Annotated in this window: 16 protein-coding genes; 14 read left to right on the top strand and 2 right to left on the bottom strand. The window is 68.4% G+C overall.

Features of this window, described 5'->3' with window-relative positions:
* The first annotated feature begins 67 nt into the window (after nucleotides 1-67).
* Entirely contained in the window at nucleotides 68-2116 is a 2049-nt protein-coding gene (locus AC1DDO_RS07460; protein ID WP_476971636.1) for an FAD/NAD(P)-binding protein, read from the top strand.
* Nucleotides 2113-2673: a GNAT family N-acetyltransferase gene (locus tag AC1DDO_RS07455; protein WP_476866852.1), complete on the top strand. Its 561-nt coding sequence runs from the start codon at nucleotides 2113-2115 to the stop codon at nucleotides 2671-2673. The genes AC1DDO_RS07460 and AC1DDO_RS07455 overlap by 4 nt, the downstream gene beginning before the upstream one ends.
* Here AC1DDO_RS07455 and AC1DDO_RS07450 read toward each other — a convergent pair.
* Nucleotides 2670-3695 (bottom strand): bile acid:sodium symporter family protein, encoded by a 1026-nt coding sequence (locus AC1DDO_RS07450; RefSeq protein WP_476866853.1) that lies wholly within the window; start codon nucleotides 3693-3695, stop codon nucleotides 2670-2672. The two genes, AC1DDO_RS07455 and AC1DDO_RS07450, sit on opposite strands and share 4 nt — an antisense overlap.
* 269 nt (nucleotides 3696-3964) lie before the next feature.
* On the opposite strand from AC1DDO_RS07450, the gene AC1DDO_RS07445 reads away from it, so the two are divergent.
* From AC1DDO_RS07445 to AC1DDO_RS07420, 6 genes are all read left to right on the top strand, one after another.
* Complete coding sequence (locus AC1DDO_RS07445; protein ID WP_476866854.1) at nucleotides 3965-5488, top strand: SulP family inorganic anion transporter; 1524 nt, start codon at nucleotides 3965-3967, stop codon at nucleotides 5486-5488.
* Between the two features lie 131 nt (nucleotides 5489-5619).
* Nucleotides 5620-5904 (top strand): DUF1540 domain-containing protein, encoded by a 285-nt coding sequence (locus AC1DDO_RS07440; protein WP_476866855.1) that lies wholly within the window; start codon nucleotides 5620-5622, stop codon nucleotides 5902-5904.
* A 182-nt stretch (nucleotides 5905-6086) separates the two neighbouring features.
* On the top strand, nucleotides 6087-7628 hold the full coding sequence (locus AC1DDO_RS07435; RefSeq protein ID WP_476867073.1) for a pyridoxal phosphate-dependent decarboxylase family protein: 1542 nt from the start codon (nucleotides 6087-6089) through the stop codon (nucleotides 7626-7628).
* Nucleotides 7625-8986 carry a lysine N(6)-hydroxylase/L-ornithine N(5)-oxygenase family protein gene (locus AC1DDO_RS07430; RefSeq protein ID WP_476866856.1) on the top strand — a complete coding sequence of 454 codons (1362 nt, stop codon included), beginning with the start codon at nucleotides 7625-7627 and terminating at the stop codon, nucleotides 8984-8986. Before AC1DDO_RS07435 ends, AC1DDO_RS07430 begins: the two co-directional genes overlap by 4 nt.
* Complete coding sequence (locus tag AC1DDO_RS07425; RefSeq protein WP_476971635.1) at nucleotides 8983-9546, top strand: GNAT family N-acetyltransferase; 564 nt, start codon at nucleotides 8983-8985, stop codon at nucleotides 9544-9546. The genes AC1DDO_RS07430 and AC1DDO_RS07425 overlap by 4 nt, the downstream gene beginning before the upstream one ends.
* 59 nt (nucleotides 9547-9605) lie before the next feature.
* Nucleotides 9606-11561 (top strand): IucA/IucC family protein, encoded by a 1956-nt coding sequence (locus tag AC1DDO_RS07420; RefSeq protein ID WP_476867074.1) that lies wholly within the window; start codon nucleotides 9606-9608, stop codon nucleotides 11559-11561.
* Between the two features lie 579 nt (nucleotides 11562-12140).
* Here AC1DDO_RS07420 and AC1DDO_RS07415 read toward each other — a convergent pair.
* Nucleotides 12141-13247 (bottom strand): GTP pyrophosphokinase, encoded by a 1107-nt coding sequence (locus tag AC1DDO_RS07415; protein WP_441408284.1) that lies wholly within the window; start codon nucleotides 13245-13247, stop codon nucleotides 12141-12143.
* Nucleotides 13248-13505: 258 nt separating this feature from the next.
* Between AC1DDO_RS07415 and AC1DDO_RS07410 the strand changes: the two genes are divergently transcribed.
* From AC1DDO_RS07410 to AC1DDO_RS07385, 6 genes are all read left to right on the top strand, one after another.
* Nucleotides 13506-14303, top strand: a complete 798-nt coding sequence (locus AC1DDO_RS07410) for an alpha/beta hydrolase (protein WP_476866858.1) — start codon at nucleotides 13506-13508, stop codon at nucleotides 14301-14303.
* A 133-nt stretch (nucleotides 14304-14436) separates the two neighbouring features.
* Entirely contained in the window at nucleotides 14437-15789 is a 1353-nt protein-coding gene (nhaA, locus tag AC1DDO_RS07405) for a Na+/H+ antiporter NhaA (protein ID WP_476866859.1), read from the top strand.
* 144 nt (nucleotides 15790-15933) lie between these two features.
* A complete protein-coding gene (locus tag AC1DDO_RS07400; protein ID WP_441408281.1) occupies nucleotides 15934-16236 on the top strand; it encodes a rhodanese-like domain-containing protein in 303 nt (100 codons plus the stop codon).
* A gap of 29 nt (nucleotides 16237-16265) precedes the next feature.
* Nucleotides 16266-17627, top strand: coding sequence for an MBL fold metallo-hydrolase (locus tag AC1DDO_RS07395; RefSeq protein ID WP_476866860.1), 1362 nt, complete (start codon nucleotides 16266-16268; stop codon nucleotides 17625-17627).
* 71 nt (nucleotides 17628-17698) lie between these two features.
* On the top strand, nucleotides 17699-18652 hold the full coding sequence (locus tag AC1DDO_RS07390; RefSeq protein WP_476866861.1) for a carbohydrate kinase family protein: 954 nt from the start codon (nucleotides 17699-17701) through the stop codon (nucleotides 18650-18652).
* Nucleotides 18653-18665: 13 nt separating this feature from the next.
* Complete coding sequence (locus tag AC1DDO_RS07385) at nucleotides 18666-19178, top strand: YbhB/YbcL family Raf kinase inhibitor-like protein (protein ID WP_476866862.1); 513 nt, start codon at nucleotides 18666-18668, stop codon at nucleotides 19176-19178.
* Nucleotides 19179-19317 lie beyond the last annotated feature (139 nt).

Genomic DNA, 19317 nt, shown 5'->3' with positions numbered 1-19317 from the left:
GCGCCTCGACCGGCCCGGATTCCGGTGCCTAGCATGAGGGCTCCGCACCAGAGCCGAGGAGACCGCCATGCCAGTGACAACCCCATCCGTGGTCCTCATCGGCGGCGGCCCCCGCACGGCAGGGTTGCTGGAACGCCTCGCCGCCAACCGCCCGGAACTGCTCGCCGGCGCGCTCCAAATCCACGTCGTGGAGCCGCACACCCCGGGCGCCGGCAGGATCTGGCGCTACGAGCAGCATCCCGGGCTGATGCTCAACTCCGCCGCGGCGGACGTCACGATGTTTACCGATGACTCTGTCCAGTGCGAGGGACCGGCGGTCGAGGGCCCCGGCCTGGCGGACTGGGCTGCCGGGGTCCTGGCCGGCACCATCACCGATGTTCCGGAGCTGCCGCACGAACTCCGTCGCCAGCTGGCGGCCCTCACCGGCTCGACCTTCCCCACCCGGCAGCTGCAGAGCGCATATCTGGAATGGTTTTTCCGCCGTTCCGTCGCCGCCCTCGGTCCGGATGTCACCGTCACGGTGCACCGGGACACGGCCACCGCCGTCGAACCTGTGCAGGGCGAGCCGGAGCCGGCCAGCCGTCAGGGCACCGAAAGCTACCGCGTCCGGTTGGCCGGCGGCGCGGTGCTGCGCGCCGACGTCGTGATCGCCGCCCTTGGGCATACGGATTCGCGGCCGGATGAGGAGTCTGCCGCGTGGGCCGGTTTTGCCGCCCGGCACGGCGCTTTCCACGCGGCACCCAGCTACACCACCGACGTCGACTACTCACCGCTCGCCGCCGGCCAGGACGTGATTGTCTCCGGCATGGGTCTGGCCTTCGTGGACCTGCTGGTACTCCTGATGGAGGGCCGCGGCGGCGGGTTCGAGGAGCTGCCCGACGGCGGCCTGCGCTATCTGCCCTCCGGCGCCGAGCCGAGGCTGTGGGCAGGGTCCCGCCGCGGCGTGCCCTACCATTCCAAGATCACCTCGGCGCTTCGCGGCGATGCTGCGGGGGAGCCGGCGTTCTTCACCGCAAAGGCTCTCGCCGGGCTGCTGGATGCGCCCGGCGAGCTGGACTTCCGCGCACAGCTGTGGCCCCTGATCGCCAAGGATGCCGGCTACGCGTACTACCGCGAGCTGTTCACCGGCTACCCGGAGCGGGTCCGGATCGGCTGGCAGGAATTCTCCGAACGGTTCTCCGCCGCGGACTGGTACAGCCAGGACCGCCACCGGCTCGTCACCGAGTCGGTCCCGGACACCGGGCTCCACCTGGACCTCGAGCGGCTGGACCACCCCTTCGCCGGCCGCGCCTTCACCGGCCATGCGGACATCCAGGCCGCGGTAGCCGCGTACATCGACCGCGACCTCGAAATGCGCACCGGGCCGGACCATTCGGAGACCCTGGCGCTGTTCACTTCCCTGCTCAAGTCCTACATGGACCTGGGCCGGCTGGTGCCGGCCGAGCGGCTGAATGCGCGGTCCCAGCGCGAGGTCCAGGGCTGGTGGCACGGCTTCTTTAGCTTCGTCGATTCCGGGCCGCCGCCGCGCAGGCTGCGGGAAATGCTGGCGATCCACCGGGCCGGGCTGCTGCAGTTCATTGGCCCGGGGCTGGAGATCGACGCCGCGGAGTACTCGGGCCGGTTCGTGGCCCGCTCGGCCCAGGCCGGCATCACCGTGTCAGCGACGGCCCTGATCGAGGCCCGGCTCCCGGCGCCGTCGGTGGCCCGCTCCGCGAACCCGCTGCTGCACCAGTTGCACACCTCCGGGCTCGGCACCGAGCAGCAGCTCCTGACCGCGGACGGTACGCACGCCACCAGGAGGCTCCTGGTGTCCGCCCACAACGAGCTGGTCAGTCCGGTCGGGGAGCGGCGCGAGAGGCTGTTCGGCGTCGGCCCCGGCACCTCCGGCTGGGGCGCCGGAGCCTTTGCCCGGCCCGGCACCAACGCCGCGCCGTTCCGCGAAAACGACGCCCTGGCCCGACGTATCCTGACCCTGCTGGGCGGCGACATCAAGAACCAGGACATCAACGGCCAGGACATCAAGAACCAGGACGCCACCCGCCAGGACATCACCCATCGAGCGACAAGTGGGTCGGCGGTGCCGCAGGCTGCCGCCCACGGAAAGGACCGGGCATGACCCCGTCATCCCTACACGCCACGCCCATTGACGGCCGTCCGCTGGACAGCTCCAGCCTGACAGTCCTCAACCTCCCCATGGACGATCCGCGGGTCCGGCCGCTCCTGGACGAGCTCGCGCTCGAATATGACACCCGCTACGGCAACCTCTTTGGCCGGGGAGCCGCCGCGGAGGAACTCAACCGCTACCCGGCCGGGGAATTCGCCGGGCCCGGCGGGGCCCTGCTGATTGTGCGCGAGAACGGTGAATCCGTGGCAGGCGGCGCGTTCCGCCGGCACGGCCCACAGACCGCCGAGTTCAAACGGATCTGGACGCATTCGGCGCATCGTCGGCGCGGACTCGCCCGGATCGTCCTGGCCGAGCTGGAGGCGCTGGCCGCCCGCCGCGGCTACCGGAAGGTCTACCTGACCACCGGACCCCGCCAGCCGGAGGCGAAACACCTCTACCTGAACACCGGCTACGAGGCACAGTTCGATCTCTCCGCCGATCCGGAGACGATCGGAGCGCTGGCATTCACCAAGGACCTGCCCCTCAGTTCCCCGAGGGGCTCTGCCTAGGCTTCCTGTGCCGCGGCATCCCGGAGGGGGCGCCGGGCCAGCCACGCCGCCACGATCGCGCCGGAGATGTTGTGCCACAGCGAGAACACGGCGGAGGGCAGCGCGGTCAGCGGGCTGAAGTGTGCCGTGGCCAGGGTGGCGGCCAGGCCCGAGTTCTGCATGCCGACCTCGAAGGCCAGTGCCCGGCGGGCCTTGTCATCCAGGCGTCCCAGCTTGCCGGCAAGGTACCCCAGGCCCAGGCCGAAGCCGTTGTGCAGCACCACGGCGAGGAACACGATCCCGCCGGCGGCGACGATCTTGCTGGCACTGCCTGCCACCACGATCGCGACGATCAGTGAAATCACGACGGCGGAGGCCCACGGCAGAGCCGGCAGCACCTTGGCGACGAGCTTCTTGAGGAACAGGCGGGCCAGCAGGCCCGCGATCACCGGCAGGAGGACGGTCTTGACGATGTCCTGGACCATGGCTCCGGCGTCAATCTGCAGGTAGGAACCGGCCAGGAACAGCACCAGCAGCGGCGTCACCACAGGGGCGATGAGGGTGGAGACCGACGCGACGGCAACCGAGAGGGCGACGTCGCCCTTGGCCAGGAAGGCCATCACGTTGGACGCCGTACCCGAGGGGGCGCAGCCCACCAGGATCAGGCCCACGGCCAGTTCGGGTGGCAGGTTCAGGGCGACGGCGATCAGCCAGCCAGCCCCGGGCATGATGACATAGTGCGCCACGATGCCGAGGACCACGGCCCAGGGGCGCTTGGCCACTGAGGCGAAATCAGGCGGGGTCAGCGTCAGGCCCATGCAGAACATGATGATGCCCAGCAGGAAGGGCACGCTGGGCGCGAGGGGTTTGAACGCCCCGGGGAGCAGGAAACCGGCGAGCCCGGCCACCACCACCAGGATCGGGAAGACGGTCACAGCGATCCGGGCGATCTTGGCCTCGGCGGCGAGGGCGGGATTGGCCGGGGCGTCAGCGGCGGCGCTCGCGTCCCGGGCGGTATTCGGAGTTTTAGTTGCCTCAAGCATCCAAGAATGGTGCCACCGGGGCGCGCGGACTGGCCACTTCGTGACCACCTGTCAGACAAATATGTCAGATTTATTGCCGGCGGCAAGAGGCCCGGCCGGTAGGGTTCATGGGGTGGGTGAGCCCTAAAAAGGCGAACTCCCGCCCCGGTGCGACGCCGCCCACATTCTCCAAATCCCCCACATTCCTGAACTGCCGCAGTGCCTTTAACTGCGACAGCAGCTGTGCCTTCTTCGCCGCTGTGCCCTTTTGACCACGAACGGAGCCATCAATGGCCACCAGCACCGCAACGGGGGCCCTGGCCCTCACACCCGAGCAGCTGAAATCGGTCCGCGGCGCCCTGGCGTCGCCGCGCCGGCTCAAGACCGAGGTCCTGGGCGGGCTTGTCGTGGCCCTGGCCCTTATTCCCGAAGCGATTGCCTTCTCGATCATCGCCGGCGTGGATCCGAGGGTTGGCCTCTTCGCGTCCTTCACCATGGCGGTGACCATCGCCTTCGTCGGCGGCAGGCCGGCGATGATCTCGGCGGCCACCGGCGCCGTCGCCCTGGTGACTGCCCCGCTGGTGAAGTCGCACGGCCTGGATTACCTGGTGGCGGCGGTGATCCTGGCCGGAATTTTCCAGATCGTCCTGGGCCTCTCCGGCGTGGCCAGGCTGATGCGCTTCATCCCGCGCCCGGTCATGGTGGGCTTTGTGAACGCCCTCGCCATCCTGATCTTCATGACGCAGGTGCCCGAGCTGATCGGCGTGCCCTGGCTGGTTTACCCGCTCACTGCGCTGGGCCTGCTGATCGTGTTCGGCCTGCCCAGGCTTACCAGAGCCGTGCCCGCACCGCTCGTGGCCATCCTGGCCCTGACGCTCATCACGGTGAGCGCCGCCGTCGAGGTTCCCACGGTGGGGGACAAGGGCGCGCTGCCGGATTCGCTGCCCACCCTGTTCGTGCCGAATGTCCCGTTCACGCCCGAAACGCTGCAGGCCATCTTCCCGTTCGCGCTGGCCATGGCCTTCGTGGGGCTGCTCGAATCGCTCATGACCGCGAAGCTGGTGGATGACATCACGGACACGCGCTCCTCGAAGACCCGTGAGGCCTGGGGGCAGGGTGTGGCGAATATCGTCACCGGCGTCTTCGGCGGCATGGGCGGCTGCGCCATGATCGGCCAGACCATGATCAACGTCAAGGCCTCCGGCGCCCGCACGCGGATCTCCACCCTCCTGGCCGGCGTCTTCCTGCTCATCCTCGTGGTGGCACTCGGGGATGTTGTGTCCCTGATCCCGATGGCCGCGCTCGTGGCGGTCATGATCTTCGTCTCAGTCGCCACCTTCAACTGGCACAGCATCCGGCCCGCCACCCTCAAGGCGCTGCCCAAGAGCGAAACCGCGATCATGGCGGCCACTGTGGCGGTGACCGTGGCCACGCACAACCTGGCGATCGGCGTCGGCGTCGGCGTCCTTGTCGCGATGGTCCTGTTCGCCCGGCGGGTGGCCCACTTCGTCACGGTGGAGCGTTCGGTGACGGAGGACGACGGCGGCCCGCTCGCCACCTACCGGGTGGATGGCGAGCTGTTCTTCGCCTCCTCGAACGACCTCTACACCCAGTTCGAGTACGCCCTGGACCCCGCACGCGTGGTCATCGACATGCGCGACTCCCACCTGTGGGACGCCTCCACGATCGCGGCCTTGGACTCCATCACCGAGAAGTACCGCCAGCACGGCAAGCACGTGGACATCGTGGGCCTGAACGAGGCCAGCATCCTGATGCGCCAACGCCTGGCCGGGAAGCTCGGCGCAGGCCACTGACCGGCGCGGCGATACCGGCCGGGCCCCGCAATTAGGTCAAACGATTGGGTCTTTTTGTTTGCCGTCGGGCGTCCTAGCGTGGACCTAAGTGGTTGCCCAGCCGGGGTGGCCGGACCACGGAGGAATATCCCATGACGACGCATGTAGCCGACTGCAGCGTAAGCAATTGCTCCTTCAATGACCATTCCCATTGCAACGCGGCCGCCATTACCGTCGGCGGCGCTGAAGATCATGCCTCCTGCGCCACGTTCATCGACATCGGCGTGCACGGAGGGCTCCCCAAGGTGCTGGCCGACGTCGGCGCCTGCCAGCGGACCGAATGCGCCCACAACGAGCACCTGATGTGCAAGGCGTCCGAGGTGCACGTGGGCCCCGGCGTCGACAACGCTGACTGCCTGACCTACGCCCACCGTTAAGCCGCACGCAAGCGCGACCCCACCCACCTAAGGACTATCACCTCTCCCCAGTCATCCGGGAATTAAGTCACACAAGTTTGACGTTAAGGCTTACCTAAGTAAGGGTTAGCTAAGTAGATGCTGTCTAACGTCAAACAAAGGATTCCTCTGTGGCGCCCACAATTCCCGCGGCTGTTAACCCCGTGCCAGCCGGTGCCAGGACCGGGCACAGTGCCCCGGCCGGCCTGGTCGAAGATGTCACCGACCACCTGTTCAATTCCCGCAATGCCGCCGCGTACACAGTCCAGGTTCTGCAGGGTGTGACGACGGTGGCCGCCAAGGTGGCCCGCTGCACGCGCCCCTTCACCGGGGCCACGCCCGGCGAGCTGAAGAGCCGGGTCGAGGCCGTGGATCTGGGCACACCGCTGGCGGACACCGCGGCCGCCCTCGAAGAGCTGGAAGGTGTCTACCTGCGGGATGCCGTCTATTTCCACGACACCAAATACGCGGCCCACCTGAACTGCCCGGTGGTGATCCCCGCACTTGTTGCCGAGGCCGTCCTGTCCGCCGTGAACTCCTCCCTGGACACCTGGGATCAGAGTGCCGGCGCCACGATGATCGAGCGGAAGCTCATTTCGTGGGCGGCCGGGCAGCTGGAGCTGGGCGGCAATGCAGACGGCGTCTTCACCTCGGGCGGCAGCCAGTCGAACTTCCAGGCGCTGCTGCTGGCCCGCAACCAGAGCGTGGAATGGCTGAAGCTGGACCCGGAGAATGACGGGCTCCGTTTGCCGTCCCTTTTGGAGAAGCTGCGGATCTTCACCTCGGCGGACAGCCACTTCAGCATCCGGAAATCCGCATCCATGCTGGGACTGGGGTACGACGCCGTCGTCTCCGTCCCCTGCGGACCGGAGCACCGGATGGACCCGGCGGCCCTTGCCGGCGCCCTGTCCCGTGCCCGGGATGCCGGACACGTGCCCATGGCCGTGGTGGCCACGGCCGGCACCACCGACTTCGGGGCCATTGATCCGCTCGCCGAGCTGTCCGCCGCGGCCCGCGAACACGGTGCGTGGTTCCACGTCGATGCCGCGTACGGCGGTGGCCTCATGGTCTCCGGCCGGCACCGGCACCTGCTCAACGGGATCCACCGGGCGGACTCGGTCACCGTCGACTTCCACAAGACCTTCTTCCAGCCGGTCAGCTCGAGCGCTCTGCTGGTCCGCGACTCAGCCACGCTCCGGCACGTCACCTTCCACGCCGATTACCTGAACCCGGCCTCCGCCGTCGACCGGCCCAACCAGGTGGACAAGAGCATCCAGACAACCCGCCGGTTTGACGCCCTCAAGCTCTGGCTGACGCTGCGGATCATGGGCGCCGCGGCGGTCGGTGCGCTCTTCGACGCCGCCATTGACCTTGCCTCGGGCGTGGGTGAGGACCTGGCCGCGGACCCAGACTTCGAGCTCGCCGCCACACCGCAGCTCAGCACTCTCGTGTTCCGCTACCGGCCCCTCCAGCCGGACGGCAGCCGCCTGTCCGACGACGCCGCGGACCGCCTCAACCAGGACATCCGCTCCGCCGTCTTCGCCTCCGGCGAGGCCGTGGTGGCCGGGACCACGGTGACCGGCAGGCACTATCTGAAGTTCACCCTGCTGAACGCCGAGGCCAGTGTGGAGGACATCCGCAGCATCGTTGACCTGCTCCGGGCCACCGGGGAAGCGCTGCTGGCAGATGCGGAGGTGGCCGCATGAGCTCCGGAAACGCGCGCGTCTACGACTTTGCCGCGATCGGCGTCGGGCCCTTCAACCTCGGCCTCGCCGCCCTGAGCGAGCCAATCGACGGGCTGGACGGGGTCTTCCTGGAACGCCGGGAATCGTTCGACTGGCATCCGGGCATGATGCTGGAACCGGCGCACCTGCAGGTCCCCTTCATGGCAGACCTCGTGACCCTGGCGGACCCGACGTCGCCGTACTCGTTCCTGAACTTCCTGAAGCAGACCGGACGGCTGTACCGGTTCTACATCCGGGAAAACTTCTATCCGCTGCGCGCCGAGTACAACCAGTACTGCCAGTGGGTGGCCGGGCAGCTGGATTCCGTCCGGTTCGGCACCGAGGTCCGGGAGATCAGCTACGACGCCGGCGTGTACCGGCTGGCGGTGGACGGCCCCGGGGGTCCCGAGGTGCTGCACGCGCGGCGGCTGGTGCTCGGCACCGGTACCTCGCCGCACATCCCCGCGGCCTGCGAGGGCATTGTGGACGCCGGCGGACTGGTCCTCCACAACGCCGAATACCTGCCGAGGAAGGCCGAGCTGCAGCAGCAGCGCAGCATCACGATTGTGGGCAGCGGCCAGAGCGCCGCGGAAATCTACTACGAGCTGCTGCAGGAGATCGACGTCCACGGGTACCAGCTGAACTGGGTCACCCGCTCGGGCCGGTTCTTCCCGCTCGAGTACACCAAGCTCACCTTGGAGATGACCTCGCCGGAATACGTGGACTACTTCCACGCCCTCCCGCAGGAGCAACGCGACCGTCTCATCAAGACCCAGAAGAACCTGTACAAGGGCATCAACTCCGAGCTCATCGACGCCATCTACGACCTCCTGTACGCCAAGAGCCTCTCCGGCATGGTCGACACCCGGCTGCTGACGCACTCGGCGCTGACCGGCGCGTCCTGGGACCCGGCCGCCAGTTCGCACACCCTGCAGCTGCGGCACGAGGAGCAGGGCGCCGACTACTCGCTGGACACCGGCGCCGTGGTGCTCGCCACCGGATACGGCTACGTCGAGCCGGATTTCCTGGCCGGGGTGCTGGACCGCATCGCCCGGGATGACCGTGGCAGGTTTGCCGTCGAGCGCAACTACAGCACCGGCGTCGAACCCGGCGAGATCTTCGTCCAGAACGCCGAACTCCACACCCACGGCTTCATCACGCCCGACCTCGGCATGGCCGCCTACCGCAACTCGTGCATCCTGCGCGAAATCACCGGCCGCGAGATCTATCCCGTGGAGCAAAGCATCGCGTTCCAGCAGTTCGGAACGCAGGAGCCCGCCAGGTTCCAGGGCGGCGGCCGATCTGCTGCTGTCCGTGAGCCGGCGGGGGTGCAGGCATGAGTTTCACGTTCCGCTGCTTCGACCCCGAAGCCGACGCGCAGCTCCTCCACAGCTGGGTCACCCAGCCGTACGCCTCCTTCTGGGGGATGCAGTCCGCCACGGTGGAGGACGTGGTGGAGGAATACTCCAAGATCCAGTCCAGCGGGCATCACCACGCGCTGCTGGGGCTCGACGACGGCGTCCCCGCCTTCCTGATGGAGGAATACCTCCCGTCGCTGTCGCCGCTCGCCGGCCTGTACGCCGTCCAGCCCGGGGACATCGGGATGCACCTCCTGGTCGGTCCGCCCGCAGGTCCGCCGCGCACCGGCTACACCGCAGCGGCGATGGAAACGGTCCTGGACAGGCTCTTCACCAAGGACAAGGTGGAGCGCGTGGTGGTGGAGCCGGACGCCCGGAACCACAAGATCCACGTCCTCAACGAGCGGCTGGGCTTCCAGCCTGCCGGAGAGGTGGCACTCCCGGACAAGCATGCTCTCCTCAGCTTCTGCACGCGGGAAGCATTCCACCGCGCTCGAGCCGCCCTTCATTCATCCCCGATCCGCCAGGGAGCAACACTGTGACCACCGCTGAACTTGAATCCGTCCAGACTGCCGGCAGCACCGACCTCTCGCCGGACGGCCTGGCCGCCGGCACCGACCTCTCTCCGGGCGGCCTGGCCGCCGGTAACGCCACCGCCCACCTGACCCCTGAACGCTGGGCCGCCGCCAACCGGCACCTGATCCGCAAAGCGCTCGCGGAGTTCTCGCACGAACGGATCCTCACGCCCGAACCCGTGGGCGCTGAACCCGCTGGCGCCGAACCCGGCAGCGTCGAACCCGGCATTGCCAAGACCGGCTCCCGGGAACCCGCTGAGTACCGCGTCACCAGCGACGACGGCTCCGTGGAATACCGGTTTACGGCCCGGAAACTGGAGCTGGACCACTGGTCCATCGCGGACATGCCCATCCGCCGCCTCGAAGCGGGGACATATCCCGATATGTCCAAGCCCGGGCCTGAAGAAGGGCCATGTTCCGCGGTGGAGGGGACCGAACTCGATGCCCTGCGCTTCATCACCGAGTTCCGGAAGACCCTCGGAATCCGCGAGGAGATGCTTCCGGTCTACCTTGAAGAAATCAGCAGCACGCTCGCCAGTCATGCGTACAAGCAGTGGAGGGGGCAGCCGTCCGCCGCTGAACTTGCGGCAGGCGTGACCGGCGGAGCCGACCCCGCCCTGGACTTCCAAGCCATCGAGCGGAGCATGACCGAAGGCCACCCCGGCTTCGTGGCCAACAACGGGCGGCTGGGCTTCGGCATCGCTGACTATCACGCCTTCGCCCCGGAGGCCGGTGCCGCCGTGCAGCTCGAGTGGATCGCGGTGCACCGGACCCGGGCCGTCTTCACGTCCGCCGAGGGGCTCGGCTACCGGGACCACCTCGACGCCGAACTGGGGGCGTCCGCCGTCGAGCATTTCGACGCCGAGCTGCGAGCCCAGGGCCTGGACCCGGCGGAGTATTTCCTGATGCCGGTCCATCCGTGGCAGTGGGCGAACAAGCTCACCGTGACGTTTGCCGCCGAAATAGCGCAGCAGCACATCGTCCACCTCGGGATCGGGGCGGACGACTACCAGGCCCAGCAGTCCATCCGGACGTTCTTCAACACGGTTTCGCCGGAGAAGTGCTACGTGAAGACGGCCATGTCGGTGCTGAACATGGGCTTCATGCGGGGACTGTCACCGCAGTACATGAAGGCCACCCCGGCCATCAACGACTGGCTCCGGGAACTGATCCTCGGCGACGCCGCCCTGCAGAAGCGCGGGCTGGGACTGATCCGCGAAGTCGCCGCGATCGGCTATCACAACGGCTACTACGAGGCCGCTGCGGCGAAGGAATCGCCGTACCGGAAAATGCTGTCGGCGCTGTGGCGGGAAAGCCCATTGCCGCTGCTAAAGGAAGGGCAGCAGCTGGCCACCATGGCGTCCCTGCTCCACGTCGACGGCGCGGGCAAGCCGATGGTCTCCGCGCTGATCGAGCGTTCCGGCCTGGAACCCGTGGAGTGGCTGCGCCGCTACCTCGAGGCCTACCTGGTCCCGCTGGTTCACTGCCTGTACGCCTACGAACTGGCGTTCATGCCGCACGGGGAAAACGTCATCCTGATCCTGGAGAACGGCGTTCCGGTCCGTGCCATCATGAAGGACATCGCCGAGGAAATCGTGGTGATGGGTGACCGCCTGGACCTGCCCGAAGAAGTGGCACGAATCAAGGTCGAGATCCCCGACAAGGAGAAGGTCCTGGCCATTTTCACGGACGTCTTCGACTGCATTTTCCGGTTCCTCAGCGCGTTGCTGGAGGAGGACGGCAAGCTCAGTGGCGAGGACTTCTGGCGCACGGCCGCGGACGTCGTGCGCGACTACCAGGCTGAGCATCCCGAACTCGCGGCCCAGTTTGCCCGGCATGATCTGTTCGCCCAGGATTTTCCGCTGTCCTGCCTGAACCGGCTGCAGCTGCGCAACAACCAGCAGATGCTGGACCTGAGCGACCCGTCCGGCGGACTGCAGATGGCCGGCCGGCTGGGGAACCCGCTGGCACGGTTCGCCTGACTGGGCGGGCCTGGCCTGCTTCCGTGCCGGACTGCGCCGCCGGAATTCCCCACCAGGCGAAACCAGGGATTCCCACTCGTGTGCCCGCCCTCGACGCCGAAATTCCCCACCTTTGAGGTCCCCGCTCGGCGTGTCGGGCCGAATCGCCGGTGTGTTCCGGCGTCGAAGCCTCAAAAGTGGGGAATTTGCGCACCGAGATGAGGAGACCCGGCAAGGTGGGGAGACGCGGAGAGGTGGAAGGCGCTGCCGGGCGAAACCAGGGATTCCCACTCGTGTGCCCGCCCTCGACGCCGGAATTTCCCACCTTTGAGGTCCCCGCCCGGCGTGTCGGGCCGAACCGCCGGTGTGTTCCGGCGTCGCGGCGTCAAAGGTGGGGAATTTCCGCGCCCAGATGGTGAGACTCGGCAAGGTGGGGAGAATCCACGGAGGCACGGAGGCAAGAATCCGCGGAGGCCGGGAGGCAACGGAAGCGGGGCCCACGGGTAGCCAGGCCCCGGGTCAGTGGGCAGCGGGTCGCAGGGTTGCAGAAGGCACGTCGCGGCACCCGCTGCTTTCTGCCCCCGCCTGTGCCTGCCCGCGCTAGCCCTGCGTGAGCCGGTACCGCTCGATCTGCTTGAGCCGGCGGAGGAGGCTGTCGCGGCGGGGGTGCGGGACGGCGTCGGCCGGCTCGGCGGTGAGTTCGATGTGCTCGGTGCCGTACTGCCACAGCAGCAGGTCATCGAGCAGCCGGTCCGGGCCGGGGGAGTAGCGGTGGTCCAGCGCCTGGCGGACCTCGGTGATCCGGTTGGCGCTGAGCAGCCCGGCGAGCTGCATGGTCTGGTTGAGGCCATGGGCGGCCATGAGCTCGGCGGCCCAGCCCCAGTCGTCATCGACCTTCCGGTCCACGTGTGGCAACAGGGTCCGCCAGACGTCGCGGATACGGTTGGGCGTCAGCGGCGCGGCACCCTCGCCGTCCACGTCCCAGTAACCGCGGACCTCTTCGTAGCGCTCGTGCAGGTCCGAGAATGCGCTTTCCACGGTCTCCAGCATGGCGGCGGTCGCGGTGAACTGGCGGTCGAAGTGCGGGGTCCAGGCCCGGGGGTCCTCGGCCTTGAACCGGATGTCGTGCTCGATCTCGCTCCAGGCGTGCGCGAAGACCGTGCGGATCTGGCACTCGAAGAAGTAGCTGCCGTTCGGCGGGACCTCCGGGTTGAAGGCCTGCTGGTACTCCTTGACGGCCTCGTTCTGGATGGTCCGCAGGATCAGGTGCCGGCTGGAGTAGCCGTAGGTGCCGGACTCGATCGAGCCGATGTCCTTTTCGCGGTCACCCCGGCAGTCAAAAAGCTGGCGCTGGCGCTTGATCAGGTTGGCCGCCACCGCGTTTTCCGCCGGCAGCTTGGTGATCACGCGGATCCCCACCATGTCGTTCAGCGTCCGGAACGGATCCGGGAATTTCAAAACTGGGGGACCGCCGGGCTCCAACGGTTTCTCGGTGCGGGAGATCTTCTCGCGGAAGGATTCCACGGTCTTGGTGCGGCCGGTGACGAACAACGGCGTGACCTCGGTGTCCTTGAGCATGGTCCGCAGCGTGAGCAGGACCTCCCTGGTGACCAGCTTCAGGGCAGGCCGGACCCGCTCGTAGAGTTCCACGTTCTCCTGCACGGATTCGCGCAGGCTCAGGTCCAAACGGTCCCAGTTGCTCGCCATGGACCCAGCTTACGGGGCACCACCGACACCGGCCCGCAAGCGCTCCCGCAGGCTCTCCCGCATCGGCCCCAGCGGGCTCTCCGGGAGCGGCCGTCAGCGTGCGGCGTGCAGGGGGCCCGCCTGCGGGGAGCCGCTAGGAGCCCAAGGTAGGCTCTGCACATGGCTGAAATGCGGCGACGGGCTATCATCGCTGCCGCAGCGGCGGTGACTCTGGGGGCAGTCTCCGCCGCCTGTTCACCGGGCCCCAAGGAGGACGCAGTGAAGAGGCAGAAGTACCAGTACGGCGAGGACCCGAGCCAGTGGGGTGAGCTCTTCCTGCCCGAGGTGGCCGCGCCCAAGGGTGTGGTGGTGGTGATCCATGGCGGGTACTGGCGTTCGCAGTACGGTGCGGAGCTTGGGGAGCCCCTCGCCAAGGACCTAGCCGCGCACGGCATGGCAGCCTGGAACCTGGAATACCGGCGGGCCGGCAACGGCGGCGGCTGGCCCAACACTTTTGCCGACGTCCTGGCCGGAATCGACAAGCTGGGCGAGCTCGCCGGTGAGCACGGACTCGGACTTGACCGGGTGGTCGCCCTTGGCCACTCGGCCGGCGGCCACCTTGCGGTCTGGGCGGCCGGACGCAGCAGGCTCGCCGGGCTCGGAGCCCCGGATGCGGACCGGCAGCTTACGCGTCGGGGCGACGACGACGGCGCGGTGCAGCTGACCGGCGTCGTCAGCCAGTCAGGGGTGCTCAACCTCGCGGCCGCCGAGCGGCTCAACCTCAGCAACGGCGCCGTCAGCAACTTTCTGGGCGGGTCGTCGGAGAAGTATCCCAAACGGCATAAATTCGCGGACCCGATGAGCGCGGTGCCGCTGGGCGTGCCTGTATATGCCGTGCACGGAATTGAGGACGACACCGTGCCGGTCAGCCAGTCCGAGACCTATGTCGGGGCAGCCAAGGCGGCCGGCGCGCCGGTCCAGTTGCTGAAGGTCCCCGGCGACCACTTTGCCCTCATTGATCCGAAGGCACCCGCCTACCGGAAGTGCCGCGAGCTCGTGCAGCAGCTGCTGGTCTGAAATCGGCCCGGCCCTCCAGCCCGCAGGCAGCCCTCCAGCCCGGCCCGCGGGCCGCCGGAAGCGAATAGACTTGACGCAGGTGCGCCGGGAAGTCTGGTCGGCATAGTTCCGTCGACCCTACTTTGAGGACTCCATGAGCGCCCTGCCACCTATTCCCACACCCCGTCGCCTCTCGGTTTTTGGACGCGGCAGCTACGCCGAGGCCCTGCGGATCGGCGAAATCCTGCGGAAGGAAACCGTAGGTGGCGCCCTGCTGGTCGCCGCGGCGGTGATCGCCTTGATCTGGGCCAACTCCCCGGCGTCGGCGAGCTACTTCGCGCTCCGCGACTTCAGGCTCGGCTACGAGCCCTGGCACCTGGACCTGAGCCTGGGCGCGTGGGCGGCCGACGGGTTGCTGGCCATCTTCTTTTTCCTGGTCGGCCTCGAACTGAAGCGCGAGTTTGTCGCGGGCGACCTGCGCCAGCTGAACAAATCCGTGGTCCCGGTGGCCGCCGCCGTGGGCGGCGTCGCCATTCCCGCACTCATCTATGCAGCGGTCAACCTCGCCGGCCACGACGCCCTGGGTGGCTGGGCCATCCCCACTGCCACGGACATCGCCTTCGCCGTCGCCGTGCTGGCGATCATCGGTTCCCACCTGCCCAGTGCGCTGCGGATCTTCCTGCTCACCCTCGCCGTCGTGGATGACCTCCTGGCCATCACCATCATCGCGATTTTCTACACCAGCGAGCTCCATCCCGTGCCGCTCCTGCTGGCCCTGATCCCGCTGGGCCTCTACACGTTCCTGGTCCAGAAATACCCCCGGTTCTTCGGTCTGCACGCACTGGCCGCCTGGGTGATCCTGCTGCCGCTCGGGGCCGCCACCTGGGCGCTGGTCCACGCCTCAGGCATCCACGCCACCGTGGCCGGCGTCCTGCTCGGTTTTGCTGTCCCCGTCCTCCGTTCCCGGGCCAGCGGCGGACCAGAGGCCGGGCCGGGCCTTGCGGAGACCTTTGAACACCGGTTCCGTCCCATCTCGGCTGGAATCGCGGTCCCGGTCTTCGCGTTCTTTTCCGCCGGAGTGGCAGTCGGCGGCCTGACGGGCCTCGGCGCCGCGCTGACGGACCCGGTGGCCGTGGGGATTATCCTGGCTCTCGTGCTCGGAAAACCCGCCGGAATCCTCGGAACCACCTGGCTCATCACCAAGGTCACGCGTGCCCGGCTGGACAGCTCCTTCAAATGGATCGACGTCTTCGGGCTCTCGATCCTGGCCGGCATCGGTTTCACGGTGTCGTTGCTGGTTGCCGAGCTGAGCTTCGGCCAAGGCACTGTCCACGATGACCATGCGAAGGTGGGGATCCTGGCGGCCTCCGTGATAGCCGCGCTCCTCGCGACCGCCGTGCTGCAGGCCCGGAATAAGCACTACCGCCAGACGGAGGCGGAAGAGAGGATTGACTCGGACCACGACGGCATCCCGGATGTGTACCAGCAGGACCGCGCCGCAGGATAGTTGTGGGGCCGGATTTAAGGGAGACTGGGGCGTAGGGGGAAGGCGCTGCACGCAGCCCGCTGATACCCCAAGGGGTATCATGATCTAGCTGAAATACGCACTGAAATATGCACCGGCCTTCCGGTGCCCCCGAAAGGAACAGGCATGAAGAGCATCTCCGTAAAGGACCTGGCCGCCCTGGGCGACGACACCGAAATCGTCGATGTCCGCGAGGAAGACGAATTCGCCGCCGTCCGGGTTCCCGGCGCCAGGAGCATCCCGCTCTCGCGCTTCGTCCAGTCCCTTGCCGAGGTTCCGGCCAGCGGAACGGTCTATGTCATGTGCGCCGCCGGCGGCCGCAGCGCCCAGGCCACCGCGTACCTGGAGGACCAGGGCTACGACGCCGTCAACGTCACCGGCGGGATCATGCAGTGGCACGACGAAGGGCACCCCGTCAACCGGGGCTGACCGTAGCGGGCTGACCTAACGGAGGGGCCATGGAAGTCATCGTCATCGAGACCCGCCAGCTCGGGGACCGCAGCTATCTGGTCCACGACGGCTCAGTGGCGCTGGCAATCGACCCGCAGCGTGACACGGACCGCATCGAGGCGGCCGCCCGCGACGCCGGGGTCGCCATCACGCACGTCGCCGAAACCCACCTGCACAATGACTACATCACCGGCGGGCTGATCCTGGCCCGCGCCCACGGCGCCAGCTATCTGGTGAACGCCGCCGATCCCGTGGCGTTCGAGCGCACCCCCATCACGGACGGCCAGAGCGTCCGGGTAGGCTCGCTCACAGTCACGGCGGTCGCCACGCCCGGCCACACGCACACCCATATGTCATTCATCGTGGACGACGGCGGGAAGCGGGCCGTCTTTTCGGGCGGCAGCCTGCTGTACGGCTCGGTGGGCCGCACCGACCTTGTGGCCGAGGCGGACACCGTGGGCCTGACCCACGACCAGTACGCCTCGGTCCGGCGCCTCGCCGCGGAGGCCGGCCATGACGCCGCACTGTTCCCGACCCACGGATTCGGCTCGTTCTGCTCCTCTGGACCCGCCACCGGAGCCCGGTCCTCCACCATCGCCGAGCAACTCGCCGCCAACCACGCCCTGACGGACCCGGACGAGGACCACTTCGTCCGCCAGCTCATTGCCAACCTCACGGACTACCCCTCCTACTACGCCCACATGAGTCCGGCAAACGTCCGGGGCCCGGGTCCGGCGGATCTGGCCGTTCCCGCGTCGCTTGATCCCGCCGAGCTCACCCGGCGGCTGGAGGGTGGCGAGTGGGTGGTGGACGTGCGGCGGCGCGTGGCGTTCGCCAGCAGCCACCTCAAGGGCAGCGTCAGTTTCGAGTACGGCTCCGGTTCCAGTTTCACCACCTACCTGGGCTGGGTGCTGCCGTGGGGTGAACCGCTGACCCTCGTGGGCTCGCGGGACGATATCGAGAACGCCATCCGCGACCTCTCCCGGATCGGCATCGAATCCCCGGACGCCGCGCTCGGAACTGAACCGCACACCCTGGCCCCGCAGGCCGCCCTCGCCTCGTACCCGCGTGTGGGCTGGGAAGGCGTGCTCGCCGGCCGGGGCGCCGGTGACACCGTCCTGGACGTGCGCCGGGCCGACGAATTCGCCGCTTCCCGTGTGGTGGGCGCGGTCAACGTGCCGCTGCACGAACTGCTGCTGCGCCTTGACGAGGTCCCGGCCGGGAAGCTCTGGGTGCACTGCGGCTCCGGGTACCGTGCCGGGATCGCCGCCAGCCTCCTCCAGCGGGCCGGGCGGGACGTGGTCCACATCGATGCCCGGTTCGCCGAGGCCGCGTCCGCCGGGATTGCCCTGGACACCCCGGCGGCCTGAACGCCGGCATCCAGTCCGGCGGCTGGAGGTAACCAAACGACGCGGAACGGATTCTCTGGCAGAGTATGAGCATGCTCACAGTTATAGGCGAGGGGCTGGTTGATGTAGTCCAGCGATCCTCCGGCGTCCAGGCCCATGTCGGCGGCAGCCCCCTCAACGTGGCGGTAGGGCTGGCCCGGCTGGACCATCCGGTCCAGTTCATCGGACGCTATGGCCGCGATGCCTACGGGGAGGCCCTGGCCGCGCACCTGAAGTCGAGCTCCGTGCTGCTCCCGCTGGGTCCCGACGAGCTGCCCACCAGCGTGGCCGCCGCGTTGATTGACGACGCCGGCGCCGCCACCTACACCTTCGACCTCGCCTGGGAGCTTCCCGGCGTCGCAGCGCGCCTGCCCTTCCTGCTGCAGGGAACCACACTGCTGCACACCGGCTCCATCGCCACCATGCTGGCGCCCGGCGCCGCGGACGTGCTGGCCGCCGTCGAACGCGCCCACCCGTCCGCCACCATCAGCTTTGACCCCAACTGCCGCCCCAGCATCATCCCGGACGTGGACTTCGCCCGCGGGCAGGCCGAAAAGTTCGTGACCCTCGCCGACGTTGTCAAAGCCTCCGACGAGGACCTCGAATGGCTCTACCCGGGTGCTGACCCGCTGGACTCGGCCCGCCGCTGGCTGGCCCTGGGCGGCTCGGAAGGGCCGGCCATGGTGGTGGTGACCCGCGGCGGCGAGGGCCCCTGGGGCGTCAACGCCGCAGGTGCCGCCCAGTTCCCCGCCCCCGAGATCAACGTCGCGGACACCGTCGGTGCGGGGGATTCGTTCATGGCCGCCCTGCTGTCCGGCGTGGTGGACCTGGGCCTGGACGGGGCCCAGAACCGCAAGGCCCTGCGCGAACTGTCCGCCGAAAGCCTCCGCGATCTCCTCGCCCACGCCTCCCGGGCAGCGGCGGTCACCGTGTCCCGCGCGGGCGCCAACCCGCCCACGCGCGCGGAGATGGCACGGATGGAAACGGGCGCGCAGCCCCTGCAGTAAGTGAAAGGCAGCCATGACACGCCACGATGTTCCGGTGTTCCCGGTCCGCAGTGACTCTTTCACGGAGGGCCAGACCCTCCCGCCTGCCCAGCGCAGCGGCCGGATGCGGGCAGGCGGCCAGGACCAGTCGCCGCAGCTGAGCTGGAGCGGCGCCCCGGCCGGCACCAAGGGCTACGCAGTGACCATGTTCGACCCCGACGCCCCGGGGCGCGGCGGCTTCTGGCACTGGGCCGTGCTGGACGTCCCCGCCGACGTCACGTCGTTGCCCGCCGGGGCTGGTGCCGAAGGCGGCAACGTCCTTCCCCCGGGGGCCATCCAGTTGAAGAACGACGGCGGGTTCCACGGCTACCTCGGGGCCGCACCGCCTCCCGGGCACGGGCCGCACCGGTACGTCATCACCGTCCACGCACTCGACGTTGCGCGGTCCGGGCTGAACGAGGGCACATCTCCGGCCAGCCTGGAATCGAAGCTGTCGGCTCACATCCTGGGCCGGGGCACGCTCACCGGCATCTTCGAACGGCACTGAGCCCCTCCGCCGTCGGACTCGCCGGAAACTCTCCAGTTCGCCGGAAATTTCCGGCGAACCCGACGCGGTCCGGCGAACTGGACGCGACCCGGGCGGATGCGGACGCGGGAGCCGGCCGCCGCGGTCCACGTAGACTGGC

The sequence above is a fragment of the Arthrobacter sp. 10N43 genome (assembly GCF_056394525.1).
This window is presented reverse-complemented; position numbering and strand designations above follow the sequence as displayed.